Below are 22712 nucleotides of genomic sequence, written 5' to 3' on the forward strand. Positions count from 1 at the left end.
CAGGAATCTCTTTTCAAAATGATTATGCTTCCTTCGGGAAGATCCGGCTGCCATAGCGCGCCGCAAATACGTGTCCTTCTTCATCACGGATCGCAGTCAGGTAAATGTCGGAATAGGTTTTCCTTACCATACCCTGCCACGGATATACGGCCTGAAGTGCGGTCGGATTTCCGTTTACCTTCATGCTCAGAGTTCCGTTTTCTGCAGTCAGCGTAAATGCATCACCCTCACCGGATACATAGCTTCCGGCTAACTCTTCCAGTTCTTCGGCGCTCCAGCTGCGTTCTGCGTGGATCTGCCGTTCTTCCTCGACCTCAAGACCGCAGTAGGCATTCAGGGCTGCGTCTGCGATGGCTGCCACGGAAACATCCATGGTATTGCACAGCACCACAATACCAACCTCTTCCTGCGGACAGAAGGAGAAGTTGGAGGATACGCCCGGAAGGCTTCCGCCGTGCTCATAAACAGCACGATCACCTACCTGCTTCGTCTCCAGACCGTAGCCATAGTATATGCCCGGCTTCATGAACTGTCTCGGCTTTTCCATTTCCTGAACAGCATAGCGCTCTACGATGCGGTTTCCGTTTCCTGCCACACCTTCATTCAGATACATAACAGCATACTTCAGCATATCACCCAGAGTGGACTTCATACCGCCGCCGCCGTGCAGGACGAATGCATCGTTCTGGTAGTCGCGGTCAGCTCTCCAGGTTCCGTTCTCCAGAGAATACAGGATTGCCGCATTCTCGTCCTGGCTATTGCGGATAAAGCTGATGTTGCTGCGGTCCATACCGATCGGCTTCAGGATCTTCTTATCCAGATACTCTGCAAAGGAGCCATAACCGGAATGACGGCGCACAATATCAGAAAGCAGGCCAAAACCGTCGTTGCAGTAGCTCATGCGCTGTCCCGGACGTCCGGTGAAACGGGTCTGGGAATCCAGGCGGCCTGCCACACGGCGGATGCCTTCCTCTGCAAAGTCTTCCCGGTAAATGAGCTCTGCATCCAGGGAATCCTCAATCCCCATCTCCTGCGCGGTCTTATCCACTACAATACGCGGAAGCGGGAAATAGCCGCCGCTGTGGCACATCAAATGCCACAGCTTAACCGGCTCAGACTGATTCTTGTTGGTGAACTCCGGAATGTATCTGGAAACCGGATCATCTACCTTTAAAAGGCCGTCCTGCTGCATCTGCATGATGGACAGTGCCGTAAAGGATTTGGTTACAGATGCCATACCGAAGATGGTGTCTCTGGTGATCGGGAGCTTGTTCTCCGCATCACGGTAACCGAAGTAATTTTCGTACTGGATTTCTCCGGCTGCATTGACGATGCCGACCGCGATACCGCGGGCCTGGCCATCCTTCATTACGCGGGCAATCAGCTTTTCCAGCTTTGCCTTGCCCTCCTGTGTCATACGGTTCATGCCAGCATCTCCTTTTTCAGACGTTTGATGCCAAGGCCCGGATCAGAGGAAAGAATCAGATGTCTGGTATCTTTTACGGTAAAGCCGCCCTCGTACGGAAGCTCTTTTAAGGAGAAGGTTGCGTCCAGATCCGCACGTGTAATGTTCTTTAATGCAGCACCCAGGGAAGCAGCCGCGGTTACACCGATACCGCTCTCCTCTGCCATACAGCCCAGCATGACCTCCACGCCTGCTGCCTCTGCGATCGCAGTGATCTTCTTTGCCTCATACAGGCCGCCGCACTTCATCAGCTTGATGTTGATGAGATCTACAGCTCGCTGGGATACTAACCGCAGGGCATCCTTGGAGTCCCAGCAGCTTTCATCTGCCATGATCGGCACAGAGCTGTGGGCGGTCACGAATTTCAGTCCCTCAAAATCGAAGCGCGGAACCGGCTGCTCTACCAGCTCGATATCGTACTCATTCAGGCGGTTGATGAGTTCAACAGCCTCCTTGGCTTTCCAGCCCTGGTTTGCGTCCAGACGGATCTTCACCTGGTCACCGACTGCCTCACGGATTGCGCGGACTCTTGCCAGATCGGAAGCAAAGTCTACGCCGACCTTGGTCTTGATCACGTTAAAGCCTGCCTGCACATGTGCCTTTGCATGCTCTGCCATGACTGCCGGATCGTCGATGCCAACGGTCATATCTGTCTCGATCTCGCCGGAAAGTCCGCCCAGAACCTTATACAGCGGAAGATTTGTGCTCTTGCCGATGATGTCATGGCATGCCAGGTCGATGGCTGCCTTTGCAGTACCTGCATACGCTACGGTACGGTTCATCACGGTATAGATTGCCTCCATGTCACGCGGATCCATGCCGATCAGTTTTTCTTTCAGACGCTCTACCGTTGCGATAGTACCATCCAGATTTTCCCCAGTGATCAGCGGTCCCGGAGAGCCCTCACCATAACCGGTGATGCCGGCATCAGTCTCAACCTCAACCAGGCAGCTGACTGCGTGAGTGATGAGACCCAGTGCAATGCGGAACGGGCGCACCAGCGGCACCTGCATTCTGTAGGTCTTAATGTTGGTAATTTTCATGATACTTCTATACCTCCCCAATTATTTTTCTTCTGTCGTTTCGTTCTGCGCGCAGGCTCCATTGCAGAAATGACAGGCGCACAGATGACCTCCTCCAATATCTCTAAGCTCCGGCTTCTGTGTGGAACAGATTTCCTGAGCCATGAAGCAGCGGGTGTGGAAGATACATCCGGACGGCGGGTTTGCCGGGCTCGGCAGATCGCCCTGGAGAATGATCTTCTTCCTCTTGGAATGGCGCTCCGGTACCGGAATTGCGGACAGCAGCGCCTGGGTGTACGGATGGGACGGGTTCGCAAACAGCTCTTTCTTGTCCGCCAGCTCTACCACATGTCCCAGATACATAACCATGACACGGTCTGAAATATGCTTGATAACGCTTAAGTTGTGGGAAATGAAGATATATGCCATTCCCATGGATTCCTGCAGCTGGCGCAGCAGATTCAGTACCTGAGACTGGATGGAAACATCCAGTGCGGATACCGGCTCATCGCAGACTACCAGAGACGGGTTAAGCACGATCGCGCGGGCAATACCGATTCTCTGACGCTGTCCGCCAGAGAACTCGTGAGGATAGCGGTTGTAGTATTTGGTGTTCAGTCCTACGACCTCCATCACCTTTAACACCTGTGCCCGGGTCTCCTCCTGGGTCTTATAGCGTTTCTGAATATTTAACGGCTCGGCAATGATCTCGCCGATGGTCATTCTCGGATTTAAGGATGCGTACGGATCCTGGAAAATGATCTGCATATCTGCGCGCATTTTCCGCAGCTCCTGGCCGCTTGCCTTGGTGAAATCCTTTCCCTTGTAGAAGATCTCGCCGGAGGTCGGCTCGATCAGACGAAGCACAGAGCGGCCCATGGTAGATTTACCGCAGCCGGACTCACCAACCACACCCAGGGTTTCTTTCGGATTCAGGGTAAAGGATACATCGTCCACCGCCTTGATCCATGACTTATCTTTCTGGAAGAAGGAAGATTTTCCCGCGAACAGTTTCCGCAGGTTCCGGACCTCCAGAAGCGGGGTCTTTTCATTTACTTCACTCATCAGATGTTCTCCTCCCACTCCTTCGTATATTTAAAGCAGCGCACTTTGCGGCCCTCGGCTTCGACTAACTCCGGCATCTTCTGACGGCAGATCTCGCGGGCCTGCGGACATCTCGGGCAGAACGCGCAGCCTGCCGGCATATCATCAAAGCTTGGCACCATGCCCTTGATAACGCTCAGCTCTTTGGTGTCGTCATCATCCAGCTTCGGAATGCACTTCATCAGTCCGTCCGTATACGGATGCATCGGCTTGTCAAAGATCTGGTCGCAGCTTGCGTGCTCAACGACCTTGCCTGCGTACATAACCATAACATCATCCGCAACCTCTGCGATGACACCCAGGTCGTGGGTAATCATCATAACGGAGGTTCCGGTCTTTTCTTTTAACTCATTGATGAGGTCCAGGATCTGCGCCTGAATGGTTACGTCCAGCGCAGTAGTCGGCTCATCACAGATCAGCATAGCCGGATTACAGCAGAGTGCCATGGCAATCATGACACGCTGACGCATACCGCCGGAAAGCTGATGCGGGTACTCGTCGAAACGGCGCTCCGCAAGCGGGATCTTAACCAGCTTTAACATCTCGATGGCGCGGGCTTTTGCTTCCTGCTTGGTCATTTTCTCATGAAGGAGCAGGGCCTCGATCAGCTGCTGTCCGATGGTATAAACCGGATTCAAGGATGTCATCGGCTCCTGGAAGATCATGGCAATCTTCTTGCCGCGGATGTTGCGCATCTGAGCCTCCGTCATCTTTAAGAGGTCTTCCCCCTCAAACAGGATCTCACCGCCCTCGATCTTACCAGGACGCTCTACCAGACCCATGATCGATAAGGAAGTGATACTTTTTCCGCAGCCGGACTCACCTACAATGCCGAGGGTCTTACCCTTTTCCACATTGAAGGAAACATCGTTAACCGCTTTCACAAGTCCGGCCTCAGTATGAAAGTAGGTTTTTAAATTTTTTACCTGTAAAATATTCTCTGCCATCTCTCATACCTCCTAACTTCTCAGCTTCGGATCCAGTGCATCTCGTAAACCGTCACCGAAGATATTGAATGCGATAACTGTGATCATGATCGCCACACCAGGCATGATGCTGTATACCGGGCGGTAGCTGATAAAGGTCTGTGCCGCACTGATCATATTGCCCCATGACGGAGTCGGCGGCTGGATACCGATGCCCAAAAAGCTTAAGGATGCCTCGTACATGATTGCGTTCGGGATACCAAGGGTAACCAGGACGATAATGGTGGACAGGCAGTTCGGAACCAGTTCCTTCATGATGATCCAGTAGGTAGATGCTCCGCAGGCGCGGGCTGCCTCTACGTATTCTTTTTCTTTTAACTGCATGACAGAACCGCGGATCATACGCGCGGTGCGGACCCAGGTCAGAAGGCCCAGGGCGATAAACAGGTTCAGGACACCCTTACCCATGAAGGTCATGATCGCCATGGCGAAGATCAGATCCGGGAATGCCTGGAAGATCTCCATGACACGGGAGATCAGGCTGTCGATCCAGCCGCCGTAGTAACCGGCCAGGGAACCTAAGGTTACGCCTACGATAGAAGCGATGATCTGTGCCACGATACCGATACTGATGGATACTCTGGAACCGTAGATGATACGGGATAAGATGTCACGGCCGAATTCATCGGTTCCGAACGGATGTGCCTTGCACGGTCCGCCAAGCACAGCGCTGTAATCCTGATAGGTCGGATCATACGGTGCGAGGAGCGGAGCGAAGATTGCCATCAGTGCCAGCAGGATCAGTACACATGCGCAGAACATTGCCATTTTGTTCTTCTTTAAACGGCGCAGGCTATCTCCGTAGAAGCTGGAATACTGCATGCCGTTTTCCATAACATCCTGCTCAAACTGTTTCTGTTTATTAAAAAATCCAAGTAATTTCTTAGCCATCTCTTATGCTGCTCCTTTCCCGTAGCGGATTCGCGGATCCAGAAATGCATAGGAAACATCAACGATCAGGTTTACGACAACGAATACAAATGCGATGTACATAACGGTGCCCTCCAGAAGCGGGAGATCACGGTTGGACATGGCATCTACTGCCAGCTTACCGATTCCCGGAATGGAGAATACCTTTTCGATCAGCATGGATCCTGTCAGCATGTAACCAAAATCAGTACCTACGAGAGTTACGATCGGGATCATGGCATTTTTCAGGGCGTGCTTCAAGATAACGGCCCAGCGCATGGCACCCTTTGCCTTCGCGGTACGGATGTAATCCTGTCCCAGTACTTCCAGCATACTGGTTCTGGTGATTCGCGCAATATTTCCTGCGTAACGCGCACCCAGCGCAAGACTCGGAAGTATATAAGATGCCGGCGTATCGAATCCTGAGATCGGCAGAACGTTCAGCTTTAAGCCGAAAAGGATCTGCAGAATGATCGCTACCCAGAATGCCGGTGCAGATACACCGACGATAGAGAGTACCATAACAACGGTATCGATGCCTTTTCCTCTCTTGACTGCTGCAAAGATTCCGCACGGAATACCAATAACAGAAGCGAAGATAAAGGACATGCATGCCAGCTTTACGGTTACCTTAAAGCAGCGGAACAGCGCATCGGTAACAACCTCCTTGGTGAAATAGGAGGTACCGAAATCCAGATGGATGGCGCCTTTTATAAAATTCAGATACTGTACATAGTATGGCAGATCCAGACCGAGCTCCTTACGCACTTTGGCGATAGTCTCCGGATCTGCACGTTTCTCTAACATCAGGGCAACCGGGTCACCCGGTACTACCTGAAGCAGAACAAACGTGATCAAGCTGATGCCCAGAAGAACAAAGATCGTCTGGAGCAAACGTTTTCCTGTGTATGAAAGCATTTTATTTTCTCCTACATGCGAACAGAGGAACTGCCAAAATGCGCAGCCCCCCTGTTTCTCTAAACATTTTTAATTGTTGCCGCAATAATTACTGAATATCAGCATTCTTCCAGAACATACGGAAGGTCGCATCCATCTCAAATCCGGTGATATGCGGATTTAACAGATAGAACTTGGTCTCATTGTAGAGAGGAGTGGTTGCCCAGTCTTCTCTGGTCATGATGTGCTCTGCTTTTTTGTAGATTTCCTGACGTTCTGCCTCATCGGTGGTTGCGATACCCTCATCCATGAGTTTATCGAACTCGGCATTGTGCCAGAAGCTGGAATTGGTGTCGGTCTTGGTCATCGGGTACAGCATGCTCTCCGGATCAGAGTAATCTACATACCAGTTGGAGATACCGCAGTCAACGCCGCCGTTCTTCTTCATATCGGACCATGCCGCAGAGTCAACCTGCTCAACCTCTACGTTGATGCCTGCTGCCTTTGCCTGCTGCTGGAATGCGGTTGCGATTGCTACGTTGCCCTGATATTTGGTATTTACGGTTACGCGAAGGTCAATGCCATTCGGATATCCTGCCTCAGCAAGAAGGGATTTTGCCTTCTCCGGATTATACTCAAACTCCGGAAGGCTGTCATCATGACCGATGATACCAGCCGGGATATAGGAATTCGGAACGGTTGCGGTACCGTGAAGGATGCTCTCGCAGATGGCCTTACGGTCGATGGAAAGAGCAATTGCCTCTCTTACCTTCGGATCAGAATAGGTCTTGCTGTTTACGTTCAGGCTGTAGCAGCCAGTCGGCTGGAAGCCATGCATCTGATCTTTCAGATCCGGATTGCTAGAGTATACCGGGTAGATGGACGGGTCAACATCTACATAGTCTACATTGCCCTTCTGATACTCAAGAACCTGAGTGTTAACATCCTCGATGAACTTGTAGTCCAGACCGGACAGCGCTACTGCGCCGCCATGGTAATCATCGAAACGGGAAAGGGTTGCGCCAACACCGGTCTGATAGCTGTCAAGCTTGAATGCGCCGGTACCGATCAGGGTGGTCATACCCCAGTTGTTGCCAGCTGCCTCACATGCCTCCTGCGGATAGATTGCGCAGTATGCGGTAGACAGAACGGAAAGGAACGGTGCGTACGGTTTCTTTAACTGAATGGTGAAGTGGGTATCGTCCTGAACCTCGATACCGGACAGCTCATCTGCTGTACCTGCGCTCATCTCGTCGTAACCAACCACATTCTCAAGCAGGGTTGCCATCTTTGCCATTTTGATCAGACGCTCGTAAGAATACTTAACATCGGAAGCCTTCAGAGTCGTTCCATCATGGAATTTTACATCCGGAAGCAGCTCGAAGCTGTAGGTCATGTTGTCATCGGAAATGGTCGGCATAGCTGCCAGAAGAGTCGGAACCAGTCCATCGGATGTGGTAGTCAGCAGGGACTCGGTAATGTTATCGGTAATTTTCATTACGATGCTGTAGGTAAACTGCTGTGGATCCAGTGCTACCTGCGGATCTACTGCTGCGACACGTATAACCTTGTCGCCGCTCTCAGTGGTTGCTGCTGCGGATGTGCTGCCGCCAGCTGCTGCAGAAGTCTCTGCTGCGGATGTGCTTGTAGAATTTCCGGAACCGCCGCATGCAGTGAGGGACGCTGCAAGCACACAGCTCAGGACAATTCCTGCCAGTGTCTTTTTCATGTTTGTTTCCTTCCTTCCTCGTTTTCGCTTTATGCTTCTTTTGTGATACCGAATTCTATGATGAGTTTCAGATTTCCCAGCCGAAACCGCTGTCCGGACACCGTGACAAAAAAGGGACGTATACCGAGACCAATCTTTCTCCGATAATACGTCCCTGATTTTTTGCAATATCCGGTTTGACAATTTTTTGTATCATCTGCCACATTAATTCAGTAAAATCTTAAAGCTATGGTCATTATAACGATGTGTTTATGTAAATGCAAGAGGGAATTTTAATTTCCAATCATTTCTTATATGTTTTCCGTGTGATACGGTCGTTTTCTCTTTTTGTCCGTATGTCACGGTCATTCTTCCATCGTTGATAGACAGTTTGTCAGGATCACTTTGGGTCATGGCAGAAAAAAAGAATCCGAAATAGTCCGGATTCTTTTCTCTGTACAGCTTATTCTTCGTCATCTTCCTCTGCCACAATGGCACCGATGGTGCCTAACATACTGGTTACCACTGCTACAACAACAAACAATACCAGCAGCAGAATACAGCCAAGAAAAATCATGATATCCATTTGCAAACGCCTCCCGTTCTTTATTTTACCTTCCTGCACAATGCTTTTGTAATAACCTGCCCACACTCATAATTATCCCAAGTATAACACAGGTCATACCGCAAGTAAAGAGGACCGTTTAATCGTCTGCAGCGTCTGAGCAGCACGGTTTTGCAGTCTCCGGTTCCCGCTCATAGGTATCCAGAAAATGATGGCGCACGCCGCCCTGCTTGTACGCTACCACGGTATCCAGATTGACATTCTCCACGCTTTTAAAGATATTGCTCTCCACGAACGGATTCTTCTCTTTTAAGGTTCGGATCAATTCCTTGACTTCCACGCGTTTGGACTGGTTTTCCTCATTATTGCAGGTGGTGCAGGTGTCGGTGAACTTGCAGGCACACTGGATGAAATGCAGGTTGTTATAATCTCTCCACGCCTTGATATCATCCTCGCGTACCAGATACAGCGGGCGGATGAGCTCCATGCCCTCGAAGTTGGTACTGTGGAGCTTCGGCATCATGGTCTGAACCTGGGCGCCGTAAAGCATTCCCATAAGGATTGTCTCAATAACGTCGTCGTAGTGGTGTCCCAATGCGATCTTATTGCAGCCCAGCTGCTTTGCAAAGGTATAAAGGTGTCCGCGGCGCATACGAGCGCACAGATAGCACGGAGATTTTTCGATGGTGTAGACTGCATCGAAGATATCCGACTCGAAAATCTCAATCGGAATCTTTAACTTTCTGGCATTCTCCTCGATGACCTGGCGATTCTCCGGACTGTAGCCCGGATCCATAACCAGGAACTTCACCTCAAACGGGAATTTGTTGTGCTTCTTTAACTCCTGAAACAGCTTTGCCATCAGCATGGAATCTTTGCCGCCGGAGATGCAGACCGCAATGCGGTCGCCTTCCTTCACCAGTTCGTACTGATTGATGGCTTTCGCGAATTTGCTGAAAATGTTCTTGTGGAATTTCTTGCGCAGGCTTTTTTCCACGGAATCGCAGATCTCGTCTGCCTCCTGCTTTTTGATCTCGGCCATGAGCCAGGCAATGTAGCCGCCCTTTAAGCTGACTGCGTCGTAGCCCTGCTCGCAGAGATTCTCTGCCACATCGCGGCTCACGCGGCCGCGGCTGCAGCAGATGATGATTTTTTTGCCTTTCTCTTCCGGCGGATTTTCTTCCAGTTCTTCCGCGGAACTGGCGATAGCTCCCTTGATGGCACCATGATTGATCTCATCCGTGCTTCGGATATCATAAAGCACATAGGTGTCCGTGGAAAGGGCGTCAAATTCTTCTATGGTTAATTCATTCATATGATTCACTCCTGTAGCGTATCAAATCCTGTCCATGCCGCATCTTCCCGCGTTCCATGGACAAAATATTTTCCGTTTCCTGCTTCTGCATCGAAAAAACAGACGGCCACATCTACAGCCGTCTGTTTTCTTCGCTGCGCACATCCATCATACAGGAAACGCACGCAAAACTCAATATCCTATTTGCAATCTGGTTTTACTCTGTCCCGGCATTGACCACATCCGATCTGTTTTCCTCGTTTTCCACTGCGGCCACTGTCCATATCTCTGAGGTCACCCACTCACTCTTGTTGTGGCTGCTCTGGCGCACGGTACGGACACGGAAGCAGTACTCCCCCGGCTCTGTCATCTGGGATGAAAAATCATAATGGTTTTTGTATACCGAACGCATGATGCCGGTATCAATGCCGTTTCTGACCAGCTGGATCTGGTAATAGCGTGCGGATTCCTCCGCATTCCAGGATGCGGTGCCCGGATGAGCGCTGTCCCAGCCGAAGCCGGCAGACGAAGATGCCGCATTCTGCGCCAGAGAAATGGCGGAACGGTTATCAAGCTTTGACTTCTTATCGTAAATTAGCTTTACCCGTAACGTCAACATTGTGTTTTTTTCCGACCGCTTTGCGCTGACAAACTGAACCTTGTCGTAGCGGTTCTTTGACGAAGCTGCCAGATTTAAGCGGAACGCATCAGAAGAAGCGCTGGCAAAATACCACTGATCTTCATCTGCCACCACCAGAGTCACCTCAATCTCCGGCGGATTGCTGTCGCTGAAATCATCCGAATCCTCGTTTACAACCTCTGTGTCACTGATATAGTAGCGGTCCGTATTTGCTCCCTCCGCAGTGACGGAAAGGGAACTGCCCTCTATACCAATACCCAGGTTGGAATCAAACACAAGATCCATTTTACCGACCTTACGCTTATCCGATGCCGCATAGCTGGTGCAGACCGCTCCAACGGATAAGATGAGAGCGGCCAGGCTTACCAGAAGCCGTTTCGTTGTCTGTTTCATCACTCTTTTGCGGCTCCTTCCTGTTTCCGTTCATAAAGACTGCAGATCAGATCCACACAGGTGTCCAGACCAAGCTCCGCACTGTTTAAGGTGACATCATAGCTGGCACCGGCACCCCAGCGTTTCCCGGTATAACATTCATAGTAATTCCGACGACTCTTGTCAGTCTTTTTGATCAGCGTAATGGCCTCATCCCGGGTGATCCTGCGTCTTTCCATAAGACACGCGATCCGGACATTCATGTCTGCATAGATAAATATGGAAGTCACGCCCGGCTGCTCCCGCAGCACATAATCGGCACAGCGGCCAATGATCACACAAGACTCCTTCTCTGCCAGCCGCCGGATAACCTCCGACTGCAGATTAAATACCATGTCATTGATGGCAATGCCTCTTCCGGTCTTATCATTCTGCATCTGACGCGGCACAGAGTAGAGAAATGGATTCGGCCGCTTCTCCTCCGCTTCCGCAAGAATATCCTGATCCAGTTCTCCGTAATCGCAGGCCATCTCGATCAGCTGCCTGTCATAGCATTGAATTCCAAGGCGTTTTGCCACCTCCATGCCAATCTCACTGCCGCCGCTTCCGATCTGACGTCCTATGGTTATGATTCGGTTTCCTTTCATATGCTTCTAAACCCCCTGTCCAATTTTCCATTTATCCACAGTTTTTCTATCTGTTCCGGAAGATTTCCACAAATGCTTTCCACATCTTCACGATCACGATCCAGATCCGGCGCAGCGGGCTCTGGCTTGCTGCCTCAGTCTCCGCATCCAGAACCTCATCATCATCATCCAGGCTGATCTCTGCGGTGCGCAGGATGATCTGTACGGATTCCGGCTCCTGATTCTCATCGGATGTGAAGGATACCTTCTCCGCCTTCGGATCCATGTTCAGGAAACGGGTATCTCCATCTAAGTCATCCCATTCCTTATCGATGGCCTCCTTCATGGTCACGCCTGCATGGCGGATGGAAGCGGTGCTGTCCAGCACGCTTAAGCTCTTATCCAGAAGCTCCAAGGTACCGCGGATACTGTCGCGGGTAGCCGCATCCAGGTTATCACTGCTGTTTTTTAAGGTATTCTGTACGATCGCCGCCGTACTGATACTGGTATTCATGGCTTCGGTGGTACGGTTTAGCAGCTCCTCTGAATCATCCAGAGATGCCTGCAGATCCGGATAGTAGCTGTCCATCGAATCATACAGGGCTGCTGTGTCCTCCGTCAGCATCTCCAGGCTGTCCGTCAGCTCAGAGGTGTATTTGGCTGCATCTGCCACATCGTCCAAAAGGCCGGAAAGCTCAGAAGCCAGTTTGCTGCTGGCTGCGGACAATTTCTCCAGTGCTGCTTTCTTCGCCATCAGAGTCTGCAGAAGCTCCAGCTGATTCAGGGTGATGCCGCCTGCCACACCAGATACACTGCCGGTGCTTCCGGCATTGCTAGGGGAGGCAGCGCGGTCATCGTAAAGATCGACCTCCCAGTCCTCGTCCATATAATAGTCATCATCCACATTCTGAAAGCTGACACCCATGGTTCCAAGAGCCGTTACATAAGCCTGCTCGCTGGCCTGCAGCGTTGCGTCCAGCGCAATGATCTGCTGCATCAGCTGATTCAGCGGAGAAACCTGGCCGGACATATCTTCCGACCCACTCTTGATTCCCTTCAGTGCACTGTGCAGCTTATTTAACGGATCCTGCATCTCGCGCACCGTGTTTACGATATCGCCCAGGCTGTCATGCGCTACATCTGCCGCCTCTTTGGCGGTCTCGATATGCGGGATCATCGCTTCCAGCTGATCCGAGACAGCGCTTAAGGTCTCAATCACACGGTCATTGCCTGCCAGAATACTGTCTTTTGAACCACTCCAGGCCTGTCTTGCGCCCTCCGCAGAGTTCATGCCGCTCTGTAAAGAATGAATGCCGTCCCGCATGGCCTCAACAGACAAAGCCATCTGCTGCATGCTGTCGTGCATCTGATCGCCGCTCTCTTTCCAGGTATCCTTTGCTTCCTTTAAGTCGGTCACGTGCTCTAGATCACTGCCGGTTAACGGAGTCATGGCCATGAACACGCCGCTGGTCTCAAAGCTGTCCGTTCCGATGCGGACGGTGAAGTCTCCATCCTCGCCCGGAAGCGCCGTAAACACAACGGCGCTGTTGCCGCCGACGGTCTGTTTCTGGGCGCCGTCTGCTTCCAGACTGTAACAGTCATTGGTATCCACCATAACTGCTACGGCCAGAACAAAGTTGTTCTTATAATATTCATTCACATCCGCACTGTCGTTAAACTTCGCGTCGATATGGATCTCAATGAGTCCGGAAGCACCCGCCAGCTCGTCTGCATTTTTCGGCACGCCATTCAGCTTATAGGAAACATCAAAGTTCCATGGGAGTGCCACCTTCTTCGCATCCAGCTCGCCTTTATAATAGAAGCGCCCCTTGTAATCCGGAGACACGTTCCAGGTTACCTTGTTTCCCTCAATGACCGGCTCCGTATAATCGGACATGTTGGTCACCGCTGTATAATTGCCATAATCGGTGAACGTGGTCTGGCCATTCAGATCACAGCCCTTCACCACATTGACCCGGTCTACGTTTCCATAGTAATCCAGGTTTACATACATATTTTCATCTACAGCCACAGATGCCTGGCCGGCAAGCACCGGCAGAACCGTGCCGGTACATGCCATGACTGCCGCCAGCCCCATGACACCCAGTCTCTGATATCTTTTCTTCATGACATTCTCCTCCTGCTGCCCTTATTTCTCTTTCCTGTGTTCTTCCAGCTTCGTCCGGATCTGCTCTGCCCGCTCATGGAACTGCTGCCTTCTGGTCACATAGCGCTCGCGGATTCTTCTTCTAGAGCCTTTCCATTTTTTCTCAATGACCAGTCCGTCAGTCAGCACCAGAAGTGCCGGAAGCAGAGTCAGTACCAGGACCAGACTCAGGAAGCCTCCTCGTCCGATCAGATGTCCCAGATCTCCAATGGCCGCCGTCGTAGAAATCAGATATACAATATATCCTGCCAGGGTGATGATGCCGCCGGATGTAAAAACAGAGGAACAGGACCGGGTCACCGCCTCAATGCAGGCCTCCTTCTTCGGAAGTGTTGCACGCTTCGCGATATAATTGTTGGTAAGCAGGATCGAGTAGTCTACCGTCGCACCCATCTGGATACTGCTGACAATAATGTAGCCCATGTAGATCATATCCACGCCCTGCACATACGGAACTGCCATGTTGATAAAGATGGCAACTTCAATCGGGATCATAACCACGATTGGGATCAGAACTGACTTAAAGCTGAAAGCTACAACCAGGAATACACCCAGCAGCGTCAGCAGATTTACCCGCGCGTTATCGTCCGTAATTGTTTCCTTTATATCCTGGGTAGACGGAGTCTCTCCGACCACGTACGAATGCTCCGGATAATATTTCTTCATGAGATCCCGGATCTGATCCGTATATTCGAAGGATTTGTCACTCTCGCCCTTGGTTCTTATGTATAAAAGCATCCGTGCCGTGTCCTTCGTGTGAAGCTGGCTGACGGTAGAATCCGGAAGGAAATCCTCCGGTATACCCTCCGGCAGTGTGTTGGCCATGGAAGTTACACTCTTGACATATGGAAGAGCTTCCAGATCATCGGACAGCATCTTTTCTGCCACCGGATCCGTGTTCGGATAGATCAGAAGCATCATATTGCTTCGGCCGAACTTTGCGGTGATCTCCTGATCATCCGCGTATACCTGAGTTCCCGGAGCACCGCCCACAGCGCTGTTTCCGTACTGGAAATTGTTCATCTGCTGAGCCACATAAGCAGGCGGGGTAATGAGAAGCACCGCCGCCAGAACAAAATACCGGATATGGTACACACCCTTTCCCAATCTGGTAAAGTCTGGGAAAAAGGAACGATGCTTGGTCTTATCATTCCATCTGGTAAATTTCAGGATCATGGCCGGCATGAACAGTACCACCGTCAGAAGACTGAAGATGATACCCTTTGCCAGAACCAGTCCCATATCAAAGCCAATGTTGAATTTCATGGTAACTAATGCCAGGAAGCCGACTACGGTAGTCAGGCTGCTGGCAAAAATGGAGTTGATGGCTTCCTCAACTGCCTTGACGATGGCTTCCTCCTCCGAAAGTCCGGTATCACGCCAGTTCATGTAGGCATCCAGCAGGAAAATGGAATAGTCCATGGAGGTTGCCAGCTGTAAAATGATGGCTACATTATCGGTCAGAAAGGAAATCGTACCGATGAATATATTGGTTCCCTTATTCAAAAGTACCGCCACACCCATGACCAGCAAAAACAGGATCGGCTCTGTCCATGCGGTGGTCGCCAGACAAAGTACCACAAAAATCATGATGACCGCGACCACCAGGATCTTGTTCATCTCCTCATGGGTAGTCTGGATCAGGGATTTGTTCTGCACTGCCATACCGACATAGCAGCCCTTGTCTCCGGTGATGGCTTTCATCTCATCGATAGCTGCCTCGGTCTTCGGGGAATCTGATTCCTCATCAAAAGTGATATCCATAACCGCACAGCGGTCTTTGTAGTAGTCTTTGATATCATCCATATTGATGAAATCTTCTCCTGCGTAAACATTAACCGTGGTGTCGCACCAGAGGACCTGATCCACACCATCAATGGCCTGGATCTTATCTTTATATTGCTTCGCCTCGTACAGGCTTACATCCTTTAGCATCAGCCGGGCTGTTCCAGGATATCCAAACTCCTTCTTCATCACATCCAGTCCCATGCTGGACTGGGCTGTGGAAGGCACATACTTGGTCAGGTCGTAGTTTACATTTACAAACAGCATGGCAATTGCGCAGAAAATACAGCCTGCAACGAACACCGACTCGATCCAGGCACGCTTTTCAATGATAAAGCGCGCCAGGCGAATGGTAAAGCCGGTATCCTCCGCGCCTTTTTTCTGCTTCTCTTCCGCTCCCCTTTTGTGGGGCAGATGCGCTTTTAATTTATCTTTCAGGGATTTTTTGTCTTCCATAACTGATCTCTGCTCCTCTTTCCCTTTTTCTTTTCACTTCTACCGCATCAGGATCACCATAAAATAGTGTTCTCCGTCTTTCTCCGCATGGGCCATGCCGATACGCCGGTAATAATCCAGGGAATCTTTCCGTTTTCCGCTGGAATCATATTTGTCCTGGGTCTTGCCGATGAGCTTGTCAAAGGCATCGTCCGCATCCTCCCGGCCCCGCAGGTAAAGCTCCCGGCAGCTGGAATTTTTCCGGTAGGAAATTTTTTCCAGGTAATCCTTTAAGGTTCCCTCACCGGGAATCGCGTCACCGCTGTAACCATTTGCCAGCGCTGCTTCCAGACGGTGAGCTGCTGCCTGATTCAATTTTTCATCCATGATAAATCCGGCATAGCGGTCGTACTGCCGCTTTTCATCATTACCGTACTCCTCTTCCCGGTCCGGATACTCGTCAAAATACAGATCCTTTTTCTCGTCATTTAACTGGTCAAATAAAAACTGCGTTTCTTCATCGTAACAGAACACCGGATACGCACCGCCGCCGGTATTCGGTACCCATTGGGCCGTTTTTAAGGAGCTGTTCCAGTTAAATTTATAAAGGGCATTGTCAAACTGCAGATCCTGCCGGTTCCTGCTGCCGTCCGGCAGGAGATAATACCAGTCGTCGCCCTCCTTTACCCAGTTTGCCCGGGCCGTTTCTGTTTCTTCTGAATCGATTACTTTTGTCGTTCCATATACAGACGCCGGCTTTGTCTCTGCCACAGCACCGCTTCCTGCCTCAATGGTGGACGCAGCCGCCAGCGCCGCCACCGGCTGATGCAGCAGCACCAACCCAACCGCAAAAAGTGCGACACGCAAAGGGTTCGTTAAGAACTGTTTGTTTTTGTGCAATTTATCTCGATAATCCATAAAAACCTCCAGAATTCCTCTTCATTTTATTGCATTATTATCTATGTATATGTTAAAATACACAAGTATCAGTTTTGTTTGGAATGTTCATAATGAGACACTTGTTTTAGATTTGTCCAGTTTTATACATTGTGAACCTGTGCTGTTTTTCATGCGCAAATTCATCGATCACGGAGGTTATTATGGCACAGTCTACATCCCGGAAAACCAGTATTACCGCCCGCCGCACCTACGCGCTTTTGAAGGGTGCTCTCTTTTCCCAGCTTGCAGCCCTGCCTTTTGAGCAGCTCACACTGACCGACATCTGCAATACCGCGCTGATTTCCCGTTCTACGTTTTACCGCTATTTTGAGGATAAATATGACCTGCTCCATTACTGCCTTGGCTCTATGCTAGATGAGCTTGGCCTGAATGAAGATGTCATGTATTTCACCAACCGCACTTCCGTGCGGGACTTCCTGCTGATCCTGCTGCATCTTATCGGCGAGAACCGGATTCTGTACCAGAAAATCTACCATGCCAATCAGGACGGTGACCTGATGCGCATCATCCGCACCGGCCTCATCCGCATTATGAATGATAAAATTCAGGCTGCTGAACAAAAGGGCTATCGCTTGAAGCTTCCTGCCCCTATATTCACCAGCCTGATGACAGATTTTTATTTTAATATTGTACAGTGCTATCTCGATCAGGAAGAACCCTGTGACCCGGACAGCTTTGTCGACAATGTATGCCTGTTTATTGAACGTGACTTTTTTGCACCGCCGGAGTCCTGAGCCTTATGCCCAGCGCTCCGGTGTTTTTTATCACCAGACTGCACTTCCTGCAGCCTGATCCGATTGTGGCACTCAGCGTTCCCGCGCCCAGCCGTATGCGTAGCGAACCGCCTTCTCCCACCCGCGGACCATGGTCCTGCGGGTCTTTTCATCCAGTTCCGGCGTAAAGATCCGGTCTGTCTCCTGATTTTCCTTGACTTCTTCCTGATTCTTCCAGTATCCCACTGCAAGTCCCGCCAGATAGGCCGCGCCCATGGCGGTTGTCTCTACACAAGAGGGCCGCTTCACCGGTGCCTGGATAAAGTCTGCCTGGGTCTGCATCAGGAAATTGTTGGCACTGGCTCCGCCATCAACCTTCAGGGAAGTCAGGTCAATACCGGAATCCGCTTTCATGGCCACCAGTACGTCATGTACCTGGTAGGCAATAGACTCCAGTGTAGCCCGGATGATGTGGTATTTGTTCACACCCCGGGTAATACCCACAATAGTTCCTCTGGCGTACTGATCCCAATGCGGAGCACCAAGACCGGTGAAGGCCGGAACCACATAGCAGCCGTTGGTATCCTTCACTTTTTTTGCCATATACTCGGAATCCTCTGCCGAATCGATCAGCCGCAGCTCATCCCGCAGCCACTGGACCGCCGCTCCGGCCACGAAGATGGAACCCTCCAGCGCATAATCCACCTTTCCGTCCAGTCCCCAGGCAATGGTGGTGACCAGCCCGTTTCGGGAGAATACCGGCTTTTCTCCGGTGTTCATAAGCAGGAAACAGCCTGTTCCATAGGTATTCTTCGCTTCCCCTGCCTCAAAACAGGTCTGACCGAACAGCGCCGCCTGCTGGTCTCCCGCTGCCCCGGCAATAGGAATGGCTCCGCCCAGATAAGAAGGCTCTGTCTCCCCGTATACGCAGCTTGACGGCTTCGGCTCCGGCAGCATGCATTTCGGAATATCCAGGATCTTTAAGATTTCATCATCCCACTGCAGAGTATTGATATTGAACAGCATCGTGCGGGAAGCATTGGAGTAATCGGTTACATGTACCGCGCCCTTGGTCAGCTTCCAGATCAGCCAGGTTTCCACTGTGCCAAACAAAAGCTCACCCTTCTCCGCCCGCTCCCTTGCTCCCGGCACATGGTCTAACAGCCATTTGATCTTGGTAGCGGAAAAATACGCGTCAATGACAAGTCCCGTTTTCTTCCGGAAGCTGTCCATATAGCCCTGTTCCTTCAGGGAATCGCAGTAGGCTGCGGTACGGCGGCACTGCCAGACAATGGCGTGGGCAATGGGTTCACCGGTCTCCTTATCCCATACAATGGTGGTTTCTCTCTGATTGGTGATACCGATCGCCGCAATGTCTGCTGCTTCTGCGCCAATGCGGCTCATAGCCTCCACGGCCACTCCCAGCATGCTGGCCCAGATCTCATCCGCGTCATGCTCCACCCAGCCAGGTTGTGGAAAATACTGGTGAAATTCCCGCTGCGCCATGCTGCAGATCTCGCCCTTTTTATTGAAAAGAATACAGCGGTTGCTGGTTGTCCCCGCGTCCAGTGCCATAATATAATCTGCCATGATTGGTTCCCCCTTTATATAAGATTTTGTCTGATCATTACTCTATTATCCTAAAAACTCAACGATAAAGCTGTTTTCCCAGTTTATTTTCTTTCTTGCATCATACCATTTTTTTCCGCACTCGTACAGTTGATTTGTTGCAAAATATTTCTTTTTTTCTAATTTTATCAGAATTTTATTGTTTTTATGAACATTTTGTGAATTTAACGCTTTGTTCTTTATACTGGGCACATCAAACAAAGATCAGGACGGACAGAATGAAAACAATGACGGAAATGGCGCGCCAGATGGCAAAGAAGCGCCGGACGGCAAGGGCAGACCGGATGACAACGGCGGTGAAGGCAGCGCAAACGTCACCATCAAAAAGAGTGATGGAACGGTAATAAAAAAAGGAAGCAGCTGCTATACCATTACGGTAGATTCCTACAGTGCTTCCTGAAGCATATAATGTTGTTTGGCAGGTCTGCGCATTCACTGTACAGACCTGCCAAATACTTCCCTCTTAATCTACTTTTTCAACAGAAAGGATTTTTCCGGTGAAGGCATCCACGGTATTTACCGTACCGGTATAGGTTACCATCACGGTATCACCATCCTTCACACTGTCTAACCCCTGTGGCTTCTCATTCTGATCAAAGCTGAAGCCGTAATCCTGACCATCAAATGTGATGGTAAACATGAAATCCTTGATGTCACTGATCGTGCCTGTCATGCTTGCTTCTTCCTGATCTGCGGCAGAATCTGCCTTAGATTCCTCTGAATCCTTTGCTTCATCTGTGTTCAGACTCTCAGCAGAGGCTGTGCTTTCTGCCTTTGTGGTCTCCTGCTGTGTTGTTTCTGCCACTGTAGCCGTTGTCTCACTTGCTGTAGCAGACGGGGTATTTTTTGAAGAACAAGCTGCTGCAAATACCATGACCATTGCGGTGCTCATCATAATCAATGCTCTTTTTTTCATTTTAACCAACCTTTCTTTTTTGAGCAGACGGAATCTGTTTTTCCTCGATCTGAAAGCATTTCCGGCTGCTGATGCATATGCGATCTGTAACTGTGTCTATCTCCACAGCCACTCCTATTGAACAATAAAATTGTGTCCAAATTGTCATCGTTTTATGAAGAAAGGAAACTTTTTTCTTAAGATTTCAAATGCAGATATGGGACAGCAACCGGACGCTGGCTTTTACAAGCACGCAAAAAGTCCACGGACCAGCACATTTACTGGCCCGTGGACTTTTTATTCACTTTCTCTCATGCGGTTCTGCTGCCATCTCAGCCTGCTTACGCATCAGCCTTCAATGGTAACATATTTCTTGGTTTCTACCGCCGGTTTTGCTTCCTTCTTCGGAACAAACAGCTTCAGCATACCATGCTTGAACTCAGCCTTGATGTCCTGCTCGGTCACATCTTCACCAACGTAGAAAGAACGCTGGCACGCACCGACATAACGTTCACGGCGGATATACTTACCGGTTTCTTTCTCCTGCTCATCCTTATCAAGTCCCTTAGCGGCACTGATGGTTAAATAGCCATCCTTCAGTTCTGCGGTGACTTCCTCTTTCGTGAATCCCGGAAGATCGATCTCCAGCTCATAGCCGCCTTCCAGCTCTTTGATATCGGTTTTCATAACGTTCTTGGCGTTGTGACCATATAGTTTCTTCTCAACATTGTTCTCTGCGCTGTTATCGAAGAACGGGAAACCTCTCATAAAGTCATCAAACATATCCTCACCAAAAATACTCGGCATTAACATAAGTCATCTCTCCTTTATCTATCTAAAATTTACTTATTATCAAATTCAGTCTTCTATATTATGGCTGCGGTTTCTTCCCCGGCCAGGCAGCCTTACTGTTTTCCGGGGAAGTTTCAGTCATTTGTATTAGCCTTCAATGGCTACGTATTTTTTATTTTCTACCTTCGGCTGTGCTTCCTTCTTCGGAACGAACAGTTTCAGGATACCGTGCTTGAACTCTGCCTTAATGTCCTGCTCGGTGATATCTTCACCTACATAGAAGGAACGCTGGCACGCACCCGCGTAACGTTCACGGCGGATATACTTACCGGTTTCTTTCTCCTGCTCGTCCTTATCAAGTCCCTTGGATGCGCTGATGGTTAAGTAACCATCTTTCAGCTCTGCGGTAATCTCGTCTTTTGTGAATCCCGGAAGATCCATCTCCAGCTCGTAGCCGTCTTCCTGTTCCTTGATATCGGTCTTCATCATATTCTTTGCATGACGTCCGTAAAGTTTCTTCTCTATTTTATTACCTGCATTCTCATCGAAGAATGGAAAATCTCTCATAAAGTCATCAAACATATCCTCACCAAAAATACTCGGCATTAACATAAGTCATCTCTCCTTTTCTATCTATGCTTAACCTTGTTTCTTTGGAACCAGGATCTTTCAGAGACCTCCGGGAACCTCTTTCTTTGTTCCCTCTGTATCCCCTTCCTTTGTTCTACATGTACTATAGCACGCATTATTAGCACTGTCAAGTATTGAGTGCTAATTTTTTGTGAACTTTTTGTGAACTTCGTTTTGTGCAAGATAACATTGCACGTTTTAGCAAAATTACGAAGTTATGCGCACTGATCTTGCACATTTGATATTGGACAAAAACACAAGAAAGCGTGAAACCTCTGCTTTCGCAAAAGTTTCACGCTTCCTTGACTGTCTCTCAGATTATTACAGCTTGCTCTTTCTTCTCCCGTTTATACTTTTTCCGCCCGCAGCATATACAGCGGCGTGGCAGCATAAAAGAATTTTTCCCTCTCACTCCAAAGCTCCTTTGTCACGTCACGCTCAAAGGATACATTCGTACAGGGAAGCTGTTTTAATACGCCCATGTCAAAATCCGGACGCTGGGCTTTTCCGAATACTCTATAATTTTCCGGTTCCAGTTCGCTGTCAATGTACTCATAGGAGCCATCGTGGGTGTATCCGCGGCCATATTTTTTCAGGCCTTCGCGCTCCCGGCGGATAGCCTCCTCCCGCACCGGCCCCGGCTGATAAGGAAGATGCCAGTTGGCATCAAAGATCAGCAGCACGCCGCCCGGTTTCAAAACCCGCAGCCACTCCCCATATACCTTCAGATGTTCCCGGATGATGTGAGTCACATTCCGGCTGACCACCAGGTCAAAAGTTCCATCCGGAAATGGCAGCGCGCCAAAATCCCCCTGCAGAAGTTCCGGTGAAACGCCATAATGAGCCACGTTTTTTCTGGCATACGCAAGCATCCCCTCCGAACCGTCAATGCCAGTCACGTGATGACCGGCTTTTGACAGCAGCACAGAGAAAAAACCTGGTCCACATCCGGCATCCAGAATCCGTAAAGGGCGCTCTGCCGGTGCCTGGGACTCGATCAGCTCCAGCCACTTTTCCGGTCGGTTCGTCGCAAACTCCTCTTCTACATAATTGTTGTAATTGTCAGACCGGACTGTCCAGTCTTCGTTGATCTGTTCCTGTGTTAACATTACAAAATA

Annotated in this window: 21 protein-coding genes; 2 read left to right on the forward strand and 19 right to left on the reverse strand. The window is 50.0% G+C overall.

The window, feature by feature from the left end:
• Positions 1 to 22: 22 nt before the first annotated feature.
• The 14 genes from DW819_RS02575 to DW819_RS02640 all read right to left on the reverse strand — a co-directional run bounded on the left by DW819_RS02575 (position 23) and on the right by DW819_RS02640 (position 16893).
• The gene (locus tag DW819_RS02575; RefSeq protein ID WP_118731937.1) at positions 23 to 1426 is read right to left on the reverse strand and encodes a serine hydrolase domain-containing protein; all 1404 of its coding nucleotides are present in this window, start codon (positions 1424 to 1426) and stop codon (positions 23 to 25) included.
• Positions 1423 to 2508: a dipeptide epimerase gene (locus DW819_RS02580; RefSeq protein ID WP_118731938.1), complete on the reverse strand. Its 1086-nt coding sequence runs from the start codon at positions 2506 to 2508 to the stop codon at positions 1423 to 1425. Before DW819_RS02580 ends, DW819_RS02575 begins: the two co-directional genes overlap by 4 nt.
• A 21-nt stretch (positions 2509 to 2529) precedes the next feature.
• Positions 2530 to 3552 carry a dipeptide ABC transporter ATP-binding protein gene (locus DW819_RS02585; protein ID WP_118731939.1) on the reverse strand — a complete coding sequence of 341 codons (1023 nt, stop codon included), beginning with the start codon at positions 3550 to 3552 and terminating at the stop codon, positions 2530 to 2532.
• Positions 3552 to 4538 (reverse strand): ABC transporter ATP-binding protein, encoded by a 987-nt coding sequence (locus DW819_RS02590; RefSeq protein WP_118731940.1) that lies wholly within the window; start codon positions 4536 to 4538, stop codon positions 3552 to 3554. Before DW819_RS02590 ends, DW819_RS02585 begins: the two co-directional genes overlap by 1 nt.
• 12 nt (positions 4539 to 4550) lie before the next feature.
• Positions 4551 to 5468, reverse strand: coding sequence for an ABC transporter permease (locus DW819_RS02595; protein WP_118731941.1), 918 nt, complete (start codon positions 5466 to 5468; stop codon positions 4551 to 4553).
• Positions 5469 to 5471: 3 nt separating this feature from the next.
• The gene (locus DW819_RS02600) at positions 5472 to 6404 is read right to left on the reverse strand and encodes an ABC transporter permease (RefSeq protein WP_118531229.1); all 933 of its coding nucleotides are present in this window, start codon (positions 6402 to 6404) and stop codon (positions 5472 to 5474) included.
• Positions 6405 to 6492: 88 nt separating this feature from the next.
• Positions 6493 to 8112 carry an ABC transporter substrate-binding protein gene (locus DW819_RS02605; protein ID WP_118731942.1) on the reverse strand — a complete coding sequence of 540 codons (1620 nt, stop codon included), beginning with the start codon at positions 8110 to 8112 and terminating at the stop codon, positions 6493 to 6495.
• A gap of 442 nt (positions 8113 to 8554) precedes the next feature.
• On the reverse strand, positions 8555 to 8677 hold the full coding sequence (locus DW819_RS16050; protein WP_279220306.1) for a hypothetical protein: 123 nt from the start codon (positions 8675 to 8677) through the stop codon (positions 8555 to 8557).
• Positions 8678 to 8795: 118 nt separating this feature from the next.
• Positions 8796 to 9971, reverse strand: a complete 1176-nt coding sequence (locus DW819_RS02615; RefSeq protein WP_118731944.1) for an ATP-binding protein — start codon at positions 9969 to 9971, stop codon at positions 8796 to 8798.
• Between the two features lie 196 nt (positions 9972 to 10167).
• Positions 10168 to 10986, reverse strand: a complete 819-nt coding sequence (locus DW819_RS02620) for a hypothetical protein (RefSeq protein ID WP_147353156.1) — start codon at positions 10984 to 10986, stop codon at positions 10168 to 10170.
• Entirely contained in the window at positions 10983 to 11609 is a 627-nt protein-coding gene (locus tag DW819_RS02625; protein ID WP_118731946.1) for a cytidylate kinase-like family protein, read from the reverse strand. Before DW819_RS02625 ends, DW819_RS02620 begins: the two co-directional genes overlap by 4 nt.
• 46 nt (positions 11610 to 11655) lie before the next feature.
• A complete protein-coding gene (locus DW819_RS02630; protein WP_118731947.1) occupies positions 11656 to 13716 on the reverse strand; it encodes a hypothetical protein in 2061 nt (686 codons plus the stop codon).
• A 21-nt stretch (positions 13717 to 13737) separates the two neighbouring features.
• The gene (locus tag DW819_RS02635) at positions 13738 to 15996 is read right to left on the reverse strand and encodes an MMPL family transporter (protein WP_118731948.1); all 2259 of its coding nucleotides are present in this window, start codon (positions 15994 to 15996) and stop codon (positions 13738 to 13740) included.
• A 39-nt stretch (positions 15997 to 16035) separates the two neighbouring features.
• Positions 16036 to 16893 (reverse strand): hypothetical protein, encoded by an 858-nt coding sequence (locus DW819_RS02640; protein ID WP_118731949.1) that lies wholly within the window; start codon positions 16891 to 16893, stop codon positions 16036 to 16038.
• A 182-nt stretch (positions 16894 to 17075) separates the two neighbouring features.
• Between DW819_RS02640 and DW819_RS02645 the strand changes: the two genes are divergently transcribed.
• Entirely contained in the window at positions 17076 to 17669 is a 594-nt protein-coding gene (locus DW819_RS02645) for a TetR family transcriptional regulator (RefSeq protein WP_118731950.1), read from the forward strand.
• A gap of 72 nt (positions 17670 to 17741) precedes the next feature.
• On the opposite strand, the gene glpK is transcribed toward DW819_RS02645, so the two are convergent.
• Positions 17742 to 19238, reverse strand: a complete 1497-nt coding sequence (gene glpK, locus DW819_RS02650; protein WP_118731951.1) for a glycerol kinase GlpK — start codon at positions 19236 to 19238, stop codon at positions 17742 to 17744.
• A 211-nt stretch (positions 19239 to 19449) separates the two neighbouring features.
• On the opposite strand from glpK, the gene DW819_RS02655 reads away from it, so the two are divergent.
• Positions 19450 to 19677: a hypothetical protein gene (locus DW819_RS02655; protein WP_118731952.1), complete on the forward strand. Its 228-nt coding sequence runs from the start codon at positions 19450 to 19452 to the stop codon at positions 19675 to 19677.
• Between the two features lie 63 nt (positions 19678 to 19740).
• Here DW819_RS02655 and DW819_RS02660 read toward each other — a convergent pair whose 3' ends face one another.
• The 4 genes from DW819_RS02660 to DW819_RS02675 all read right to left on the reverse strand — a co-directional run bounded on the left by DW819_RS02660 (position 19741) and on the right by DW819_RS02675 (position 22703).
• Positions 19741 to 20193 (reverse strand): hypothetical protein, encoded by a 453-nt coding sequence (locus tag DW819_RS02660; RefSeq protein ID WP_147353157.1) that lies wholly within the window; start codon positions 20191 to 20193, stop codon positions 19741 to 19743.
• A 327-nt stretch (positions 20194 to 20520) separates the two neighbouring features.
• Positions 20521 to 20985, reverse strand: a complete 465-nt coding sequence (locus DW819_RS02665) for an Hsp20/alpha crystallin family protein (RefSeq protein ID WP_118731954.1) — start codon at positions 20983 to 20985, stop codon at positions 20521 to 20523.
• Positions 20986 to 21111: 126 nt separating this feature from the next.
• Positions 21112 to 21576: an Hsp20/alpha crystallin family protein gene (locus DW819_RS02670; protein WP_118725562.1), complete on the reverse strand. Its 465-nt coding sequence runs from the start codon at positions 21574 to 21576 to the stop codon at positions 21112 to 21114.
• A gap of 365 nt (positions 21577 to 21941) precedes the next feature.
• The gene (locus DW819_RS02675; protein WP_118531206.1) at positions 21942 to 22703 is read right to left on the reverse strand and encodes a class I SAM-dependent methyltransferase; all 762 of its coding nucleotides are present in this window, start codon (positions 22701 to 22703) and stop codon (positions 21942 to 21944) included.
• Between the last annotated feature and the right edge of the window lie 9 nt (positions 22704 to 22712).

The sequence above is a fragment of the Clostridium sp. AM33-3 genome (genome assembly GCF_003480315.1).
Taxonomy (GTDB): domain Bacteria; phylum Bacillota; class Clostridia; order Lachnospirales; family Lachnospiraceae; genus Brotaphodocola.